At 65.8% G+C, this 9,342-nt stretch carries 8 protein-coding genes; 7 read left to right on the top strand and 1 reads right to left on the bottom strand.

Annotated elements, in window-relative coordinates:
* On the bottom strand, positions 1–979 hold a 979-nt coding region (locus OXU42_13795; GenBank protein ID MDE0030462.1), incomplete at its 3' end, for an ABC transporter substrate-binding protein.
* Positions 980–1,173: 194 nt separating this feature from the next.
* On the opposite strand from OXU42_13795, the gene OXU42_13800 reads away from it, so the two are divergent.
* From OXU42_13800 to OXU42_13830, 7 genes are all read left to right on the top strand, one after another.
* Positions 1,174–3,423 (top strand): xanthine dehydrogenase family protein molybdopterin-binding subunit, encoded by a 2,250-nt coding sequence (locus OXU42_13800; GenBank protein MDE0030463.1) that lies wholly within the window; start codon positions 1,174–1,176, stop codon positions 3,421–3,423.
* Between the two features lie 46 nt (positions 3,424–3,469).
* Positions 3,470–4,459, top strand: a complete 990-nt coding sequence (locus tag OXU42_13805; GenBank protein ID MDE0030464.1) for an LLM class flavin-dependent oxidoreductase — start codon at positions 3,470–3,472, stop codon at positions 4,457–4,459.
* A 13-nt stretch (positions 4,460–4,472) separates the two neighbouring features.
* The gene (locus OXU42_13810) at positions 4,473–5,858 is read left to right on the top strand and encodes a UbiD family decarboxylase (GenBank protein MDE0030465.1); all 1,386 of its coding nucleotides are present in this window, start codon (positions 4,473–4,475) and stop codon (positions 5,856–5,858) included.
* A gap of 144 nt (positions 5,859–6,002) precedes the next feature.
* Positions 6,003–6,995, top strand: coding sequence for an ABC transporter substrate-binding protein (locus OXU42_13815; protein ID MDE0030466.1), 993 nt, complete (start codon positions 6,003–6,005; stop codon positions 6,993–6,995).
* 85 nt (positions 6,996–7,080) lie between these two features.
* Complete coding sequence (locus OXU42_13820; GenBank protein MDE0030467.1) at positions 7,081–7,845, top strand: ABC transporter permease; 765 nt, start codon at positions 7,081–7,083, stop codon at positions 7,843–7,845.
* A gap of 82 nt (positions 7,846–7,927) precedes the next feature.
* On the top strand, positions 7,928–8,707 hold the full coding sequence (locus OXU42_13825) for an ABC transporter ATP-binding protein (protein ID MDE0030468.1): 780 nt from the start codon (positions 7,928–7,930) through the stop codon (positions 8,705–8,707).
* Positions 8,704–9,342: ABC transporter permease subunit (locus OXU42_13830; GenBank protein ID MDE0030469.1), on the top strand; the 639-nt coding region annotated here is incomplete at its 3' end. The genes OXU42_13825 and OXU42_13830, both read left to right, overlap by 4 nt.

The following is a 9,342-nucleotide window of genomic DNA, read 5'->3' on the forward strand; positions in this document are numbered from 1 at the left end:
TCAACGTGTCGATGGCCTGGTTGGGCACGCGGAAGACCATGTCCACCTGCTGCGACGCCAGCGCTGCGATCCAGGCGTTGGTGTCCTCGCCATGATCGAAATAGTGGATTTCGTCCAGGTGGAACGGCCCGGCCCACCAGTCCCGCGCCTTCTTGAGGATCGCCCTCTCGCCCACGGCGAACGCCTCCAGCTTCATCGGACCCGTGCCGATGGGGTTCTTGGACAGGTCGGCCGCGTAGTCCTTGCCGAAGCCCCGGTGCACGATGGCGGCCGGATAGTTGTAGAAGTTCTCCGGCATGGCCAGGGCGGCCTGTCGGAGGTTGAACTTGATGGTGTGGTCGTCGATGACCTCCACCGCGTTGGCGATGCCGCGCTTCACATCCTTGCCGTCGGCGCCCTTCACGGTCTCCACCATGGCGGCGAACAGTCCCAGGTTGGAGGAGCCGGTTTTCGGATCGAGCCAGCGGTTGACCGTGTGCGCGACGTCGGCGGAGGTGAACTTGTCGCCGTTGGACCAGGTCACGTCATCCCTGAGATGGAACACCCAGCTCTTGAGGTCGTCCGACGCCTCCCAGCTCTTGGCAAGGTAGGGAACCGTCGTATTGTCCGCCTTGGTCCGGGTCAGGTGCTCCACGAGGAACCGGGCGACGTTGGACTTCTCGGTCCAGTCGAATATCGCCGGATCGGTCACCTCCTGGATACGCATGGAAACCCGGAGGGTTCCGCCCGCTTTCGGCGTCGCCGCCGCCACGGACGGGACGAACGCCCCGCCGATGAGCTTGTCGGCGGTGGCATAGGCCGCGCCCACGGTCATGCCCAGCAGCGCCGCCTGGCGCAGGAAATCGCGCCGGGTGATCTTGCTCGTGCGAAGCTGGTCGCACAGCTCCGGCAGGTAGCTGTGGGTCTCGGCGCCCAAGGCGCGCTCGGACGGCAGCAAATAGCGCCGCTTGTCCCTGCTCAGGATCTTCTTGTCGCTCACGACGGTAACCTCCTGTTGGAATCGACTGCCGGGTGGGTCGCTACACGCACGTGGCGGGACGACGCTGGGGGACGGGCCGTTTGCTCCAATCCCCGCGGTCCGACAGACCAAGGCATGAAAACGGTTACCCTATGCCACCTGCGCTATGGAATGCAACCCGGTTTTCTGCGATTCTGGGTGTCATGGCGAAAACCATGCGGGATAACACGCTTCACACCATCGGGCGTTCGACGCCCGCGCTGGAGGGTGCGGCCAAGGTGACCGCCGAAGCCCTCTACCTGGAGGACCTGCATGAGCCGGGCATGCTCCACGGCAAGATCCTGCGCAGTCCCCTGCCCCACGCCAGGATCCGCGGCATCGACACTTCCCGGGCCGAGCGGCTTCCCGGAGTGATCGCGGTCATTACCGCGGACGACATGCCCGACATCAAGTTCAGCTTCGTCCCGGAGTTCGCGGACAAGGTGCCGCTGTGCGCGCCCGGCCGCACGGTGCGCTACGCCGGCGACGAGGTGGCCGCCGTGGCCGCGCTGGACGAGCGCACCGCGGAGGAAGCCGCGCGCCTCATCGAGGTGGACTACGAACCCCTGGAGCCGGTGCTGGACCTGGAGGCCGCGCTGTCGCCGGATTCTCCCGAAGTCCACGACGGCGGCAACCTGGCCTACGAGGTGCACAAAGCGGAGGGCGACATCGATGCCGCCTTTGCCGGATGCGACCTGGTGGTGGAGGAGGAGTTCGAAACCGCGCGCCAGTCCCATGCGGTCATGGAGACCCGCGGCTGCATCGCTTGGTACGGCGCCACCGGCCAGCTCACCGTGTGGCACCAGACCCAGGCGCCACACACCCTGCGCGCCGAGATCGCCCGCACGCTGGGCATCCCCCAGCGGCAGGTGCGCGTGATCCAGCCCGAGACCGGCGGCGGCTTCGGCGCCCGGCTGGTGATGAACGTCATGGTGCCCATCGCCGCGACCCTGTCCCGCAAGTCGGGCGGCCGGCCCGTGCGCATCGTCAACACCCGGGACGAGGAGTTCCGCTGCGCCGGCGCCCGCTACGCCTACCGCTTCAAGCTCAGGCTGGGCTGCACCAGGGACGGCGTCATCCGCGCCAAGAGCCTGGAGGTGCTGGGGGACAACGGCGCCTACAACGACAAGGGCATCTCCACCATCAACTTCATCACCATGTCCTTCTTCTCGTCCTACGATCGCCATCATCCGGCGACGTCGGTGGACGCCCGGCTGGTGTACACCAACAAGCCGCCCGGCGCCGCCTACCGGGGCTTCGGCCATGCCGAGGAGACCTTCGCCTTCGAGTCCGTCCTGGAAACCATGGCCGAACGGCTCGGACTGGACCCGGTGGCAATGCGCGCCGAGAACCTGAGACGCCCGTGCGAGCGCGCCTGCCTGGAGCGCGCCACCGAGCTGATGCGGCCTGGCAAGGGAACCGCCGAAGGCACGACGCGCACGGGCATCGGCATGGCGGTGTTGTCGGAGACCGGCGCCGGCCTGCGCTACTACCGGCAGAACTCCACCGAGGCCATCGTCAAGGTGGATCGCGACGGCAGCGTGGCGATCATCGCCACCATCGCCGACACCGGCACCGGCACCCGCACCGTCATGGCCCAGATCGCCGCCGAGCAGCTCGGCGTGTCGGTGGACCGCATCCGCATCTTCCACAACGACACCGACGTGATCCCCTTCGACCTCGGCACCTGGGCCAGCCGCACCACCTACGTGTGCGGCAACGCCGTGGCCGCGGCCGCCGCCGACGCGCGCCGGCGGCTGGCGGAGGTGGCCGCGGGCATGCTGCGTGCCGCTCCCGAGACCCTGGTGTTCGCCGGCGACCGGGTGGCAGCCACGGTGGAGCCCGGCGGCGAGACGACCTTCGACGAGGTGGTGCGGGAGGCCTACGACCGCCAGGGCCTGCTCATCATCGGCAAGGGCGCGTTCGTGGACGAGGCCGCCACCCGCTTCGTCACCAACGACTACGAGGCGGCGGCCCCGGTCATCGCCGCCTGCTGCCACGTGGCCGAGGTGCGGGTGGACACGGAGACCGGGGCGGTGGAGTTGTTGCGGTACCTGGCGGTGCACGACGTGGGCAAGGCCCTCAACCCTCTCGGTGTTCAACAGCAGATCGAGGGAGGCCTCACCCAGGGCATCGGCTTCGCCCTCTACGAGGACCTGGCTATTGACGGCGGCCAGGTGCTGAACCCGAACCTGGTCGACTATCGGCTCCCCACCTTCGCGACCATGCCCAGGCGCCTGGAGGCCGCATTCGTGGAGGGGGACTCCTCCGAGGGCCCCTACGGCGCCAAGGGCATCGGCGAGCTGCCCTTCGGCCCGGCCGCCCCGGCCGTCGCCAACGCCATCTACAATGCCGTGGGGGTGCGCGTGCGGGCACTGCCCATGACGCCGGAGCGGATCTTGCGGGCGTTGAAGCACCGCGAATGAAGCGCTTGTTCAGATTTCGTGCCAAGTGAGGTAGTGTCCTGAGGTGATGCGTGACCTGCCCACACGATGGGGGCTGAGCCTTCCCAACCGCGGCGTGCTGTTCGGCCTCACGACGGTGGACGACCTGTTCGCCTCCGCCGTCCTCGCCGAGGAGTGCGGGGTCTTCGAGTCGGTGTGGGTGGGCGACAGCTTCATCCACAAGCCGCGGCTCGATTCCATCGTGATGCTCTCGAACCTCGCGGCGCGCACCAGCCGGGTGCGGCTGGGCACCATCTGCATGGCCACGTTTCCGCTGCGCCATCCGGTGGAGCTGGCGATCCAGTGGGCCAGCCTGGACCACGTCTCCGGCGGCCGCGCCGTTCTGGGCGCGTGCATCGGCGGCGGCCACGAGCCCGAGCTGCGCGCCTTCGGACAGACATCCAAGGAGCGGGCGCCGCGGCTTGAGGAAGGCATCGCGCTGTTGCGCGCGCTCTGGAGCGACGGCAAGGTGCACCACCGCGGGCGCTTCTACACCCTGGAGGACTACGACATCCTGCCCAAGCCGGTGCAGCGCCCCTGCCCCATCTGGATCGCCGTGAACCCGCGGCGCCCCCTGGAAGGCAGCACCTTGGTCCAGCGCGCGCTGGAGCGCGTGATCCGGCTGGGCGACGGCTACATGACCGACGTGGTGGCGCCCGACGAGTTCCGCCGCCGCTGGGACTTCATGCAGGCGGTGGCGCAGCGCCAGGGGCGCGACCTGAGCGGCTTCGAGACCTGCATCCACGGCATGATCAACATCAACGAAGACAAGCGGGTGGCCTACGAGGAGTCGAAGCACTACTTCCAGGAATACTACCCGCTGGCGCCGCCCAGCGACGAGGTCATCCGCACCTGGCTCGCCTACGGCGCGCCGGAGGAGTGCGCGGTGCTGCTGCGGGAGTGGCTGGACATGGGCATCAGCACGCCGGTGCTGCGCTTTACCGGGCACGACCAGTTGGCCCAGATCCGCCGTTTCGTCGAGGAGGTTCTGCCCCTGGTGCAGGAAGACGCCCGATGATGGAGACCGCACTATGAACCCCGATCTACGGACTTTCCTTCAGGCGGTACGGGAGACCGGACCCGAGAACTACGTCGAAGTGACCCAGCCGCTGGACCCCTACCTGGAGATCGGCATCATCCAGCACAAGCTCGCCGCCGAGGGCCGCAACCCGGTGATCTACTGCCCCGAGATCAAGGGCAGCGCGCTGCCGCTGATCACCAACATGTTCGGCTCCTTCGACCTCCTGGCCTGGGGGCTTGGTTGCGATCCGCAGCGCATGACCCGGGTGGAGATCTACGACGTGCTGCGCAGGAAGCTGGCGCAACGCGAAGATCCCGTGTGGGTGGACGAGGACAAGGCCCCGATCAAGGAGAAGAAGTTCATCGGCGACGACGTGGACCTGGGAATGCTGCCCATCATCCACAACTCCAAGCTGGACGCGGGGAAGTACATCAGCGCGGGTTTCATGATCGCCAAGTGGCCGGACACCGGTGTTCCCAACGCGGGCATCTACCGTCACATGGTCATGGGCCGGAACCGCCTGGGCTGCATGATCAATCCCGGCAACGACGGCGCCTACATCGCCCGGCGCTGCGCCGAGCTGGGCCGCCCCATGGAGGTGGCCCTGGTCATCGGCCACCACTCCGCGGTGCTGCAGGCGTCCCAGGCCAAGGGGGTGGTGGAGTTCGACCTCATGGGAGGGTATCTCGGGGAGCCGCTGGAGGTGGTCCCGGGCGAGACCGTGGACGTGCCGGTGCCGGCCCAGGCGGAGATCGTCATCGAGGGCACCATCGATGCCGCCACCATGTCCACCGACGGCCCCTACGCCGAGTACCTGGGCTACTACGGCGTGGGCGACAAGCCCTGCTACGTCATCGACGTGAGCGCCATCACCATGCGCCGGGACGCCATCTACCATCACCTGGACTCGGCCCACATCGAGCACAACCTGGCGCCCAACGTGAGCGCCGAGATGAGCATGTACGACCGCCTGCGCTCCCAGTTCCCCACCCTCAAGGCGGTGAACATCATGGGTTGGCTGGGCACGTACGTATCGTTGCAGCAGCGGGTCCCCGGCGAAGGCAAGCAGGCCGGCCTGGTGGCCGTGTCCACCGACAACTACGGCAAGACCGCTGTGGTGGTGGACGACGACGTGGACGTGTTCAACGAGCGCGAGGTGGCCTGGGCCATCGCCACGCGCATGGTGGCGGACCAGGACCTGCTGATCATGCCGGGGGTCAAGGGCGCGCACCTCGACCCGGTGTCCTACAACGAGGCGCGCACGGGCCGCGGCCCCATGACCACGCACCTGGTGATCGACGCCACCCGGACGGTGGAAAAAGAATTCGAGACCCGGATCGAGCCGGACCCTGAGCTGTGGCAAAATATGGATCTGAAGGACTATCTGAAACCGTGAATAAAACAGGACTTGAAGCGCCGGCCCGGCATTGACAAAGAATCGGGCACGAACTACTATTCGTCGTTTTGCACGTTGCAATCGCGAGGTGAAAGGCTTTCGTTGCCGGCCGATGGAGCGGCAACCCTTCAAAGGAGGCAAACAATGCGACGCTACACATGGACAGCATTTCTGGCGCTTGCGCTCGTGAGTTTCCTGGCCTTCGAGGTCGCGGCCGCGGATCTCCACAAGGTCAAGGTCACCGCCGGCCGCAACAGCATCATCTCCATGCTGTATCTGGCGGGGGAGATGGCCGGGATCTTCGAGAAGCGCGGCATCGACGCGGACGTGGACGTGCGCCCCTTCGCGGGACACATGGCGGCGCTGCCCGCCAAGGAAGTGCCCTGCTCGTCCTACGCGGGCACGGCCGCCATCGCCCGGATCACCAAGGGGCTTGACTTCGTCATCGTCGGCGGCGGCCTCACCGTGATGCAGGAGGTCTTCGTCAAGAAAGACAGCCCGGTCAAGTCCATCGGGGATCTGCGGGGCAAGAGGTTCGCCACCTGGTCCACCGGCGCCGGCGCCTTCAAGGCCACCCGGGCGGTCATCATCGACGGCCACGGCATGGACATCGTCAACAAGAAAGACGTGGAGTTGAAGCAGGCCGCGGCCCCCGCGCTCCTGGCCCTGCTGGACCGCGGCGACGTGGACTCCATGTTCAACATCAGCTCGCTGACCATCCGCGCGGCTTCGCAGCCCGACAAGTACCGCTCGGTGTTCGTGCCCAACGACTACTGGAAGTCGAAGACCGGCCAGCCCATCGTCTGGTCCGCGCCGCTGGTGTGCTGGCGGGAGTGGGTGGACGAGGACAGGGAGCGCGCGGCGAATTTCTCGGCCGCGGTCATGGAGTCCATGCGCTGGCTCCGGGACCCCAAGAACTTCGATCAGGCCGAGGCCAAGTTCGCCACGGTGACGGGCATCAAGAACAAGGCCGAGGCGGGGGTCTACCGGGACTGGCTGCAGAAGAACAAGATCTTCGTGGCCAAGTGGGACAAGGAGACCGTGGACCATCAATGGGATTTTCTGGAGATGGCGAAGCGGCGGGGAGTCCTGGACTTCGTCCCGGACAAGAAGAAGCACGGGTTGATTCTCAACTAGTCGACGTCACGGTGTCCGGGTCCTCGTCACGGCTTCGGCCCGAGGGCCCGGACGCCTCCATCCCCGTCTCTGACAGGCTCTCCCCATGATCAAGGGCAAACCCGGTTTTCTGGCCGGGGTCCTCACGTTGCTGGCTTTCGTCCTGCTGTGGCAGTTGGTGTCGCTGCTGTTCCTGGCGGCCTTCCTGCCGGGACCGCAGGAGCTCGTGCTGCGGCTCATCACGGTCTATTCGGATCCCACCAGCTACACCGTGGTATGGGATACGCTTCGCCGGATCATTCTGGGACTCGGCTTCTCCATGGTCATCGGCGGCATCGCCGGGCTCATCATGGGGCTCCACCGGCACGTGGAGGCGTTCCTGGACGGCTGGATCATGGTGCTGCTCACGTTCCCGGCCATCTGCTGGGCGTTTCTGGGTGTGTTGTGGTTCGGACTGTCGGATGTCGCACCGGTCTTCACTACCGTGCTCATCGTTTTTCCGTTCGTGGCGCTCAATGTATGGGAAGGAACCAAGGCCATCGACAAGGAAGTCATCGACATGGCCAAGGTGTACAAGGCGAACCGTCATCTGATCATCCGCAAGGTGGTTGTTCCGCAACTCATGCCCTATATCTTTTCGTCCCTGCGCATCGGGCTCTCGCTTTCCTGGAAGATCGTGCTGGTGGGAGAGGCCTTCGCCGTGGGCAGCGGAGTCGGGCAGATGCTGGTGTTCCACTTCCAGGACACTCGTGTGGACATGATGCTGGCCTGGGGGGTGAGCTTCATGGTGTTCATGGTCCTGGTGGATGTGCTGGTATTACGGTCCTGGGAGCGCCGCGCCTTCCGGTGGCGGCATCAGGTGGCCACGTAATGTCTCTCGGGGTACCCGAGGCGCGCGGTTCGGGCGCGGGCGGGTTTGAAACCTGCCCCTACATTTGATTCAGGTGTCGTTCATGGCTTCGACGGTCGTACACGTAGACAAGTTGACGAAAAAGTTCCCCGCTCCCGGCGGCGACGAGGAGTTCGTGGTGCTCGACGCCGTCAGCCTGGACGTCAAGGAGGGAGAGTTCGCGAGCTTGGTGGGTCCTTCCGGCTGCGGGAAATCCACGCTCCTGAACGTCATCGCGGGCATCGAGGTAGAGAACGGCGGGAGCGTCACGGTGCACCCGGCTGCCCAGTCGCCGGACGGCGCCATCCACGTGGGCTACGTCTTCCAGAGCGCCCGCCTGCTCAACTGGCTCACGGTGGAGGACAACATCCGCTTCGCGCTGGAGGCCCAGGGCGTGCCGCGCGACCAGTGGCGCGACCGCGTGAGCAAATACCTCGAAATGGTCGGCCTGGGAGGTCAGGAACCCAACTATCCGCTCAACCTTTCGGGCGGCATGCAGCAGCGGGTGGCGATCGCGCGCGCCCTGGCCATAGAGCCCGACGTCCTGCTCATGGACGAGCCCTTCAGCCACCTGGACGAGATCACCGCGCGCAAGATGCGCATCGACCTGATGGAAATCCTCGAACGGGCGAAGACCACGATCCTGTTCGTTACCCACGACCTGCGCGAGGCCGTCTACCTCTCCGACGACGTTTACATGATGAGCACCAAGCCCGCGCGCATCTTCCGGCACGTCAACGTGGACCTGCCGCGGCCGAGGCAGCCCGAGGACCCGCGGCTGTTCGACATGGAGAAAGAGCTGGTGCGGGAGTTCTTCTCCGTATTGGAGCAACAGGCCGAATGAGCATGCGATTCTACATGCGTACGGCGTCCATGGTGGCGCTCGTGGTGGTGTGGTGGATAGGCTCGCTGTTCACGCTGCCGGAGGTGCTGCCGAATCCGTGGCGGATTCTCCAGACCATGGGGCGTATCCTCGTGGAGCCCGGTCCCGAGGGCAACTCGGCTTTCTTCCACATCGGCATCACCCTGTTCCGCATCGTCATCGCGTTCGTGGTAGCGATGCTCGCGGGCATCGGCATCGGACTGGCCATGGGACTCCGCAAGACCGTGGAGTATTCCCTCATGAGCCTGATCCCGCTGTTTCTGACCATACCGACGATTCTCATGGTCTTCCTCGCGGTGCTCTGGTTCGGGTTCAGCGAGACCGGGAGTCTGGTGGCGGTGATGGCGGTGGTCACGCCGTTCGTGACCGTGAACATGGCCGAAGGCACCAAGGCCATGGACAAGAGCCTGATGGACATGGGCAAGTCCTTCAAGGCCAGCAAGCAGATGATGGTGCGGAAGGTCTACATCCCCCAGCTCATGCCCTACCTCATGTCCGCGTTCCGCTACTCCTTCGGCATGACCTGGAAGATCGTCGCCCTGGCCGAGACCTTCGGCATCAAGTTCGGCATCGGCTACATGTTCTTCTTCTGGTTC

Source organism: Deltaproteobacteria bacterium (assembly GCA_028818775.1).
GTDB lineage: Bacteria > Desulfobacterota > Binatia > UBA9968 > JAJDTQ01 > JAJDTQ01.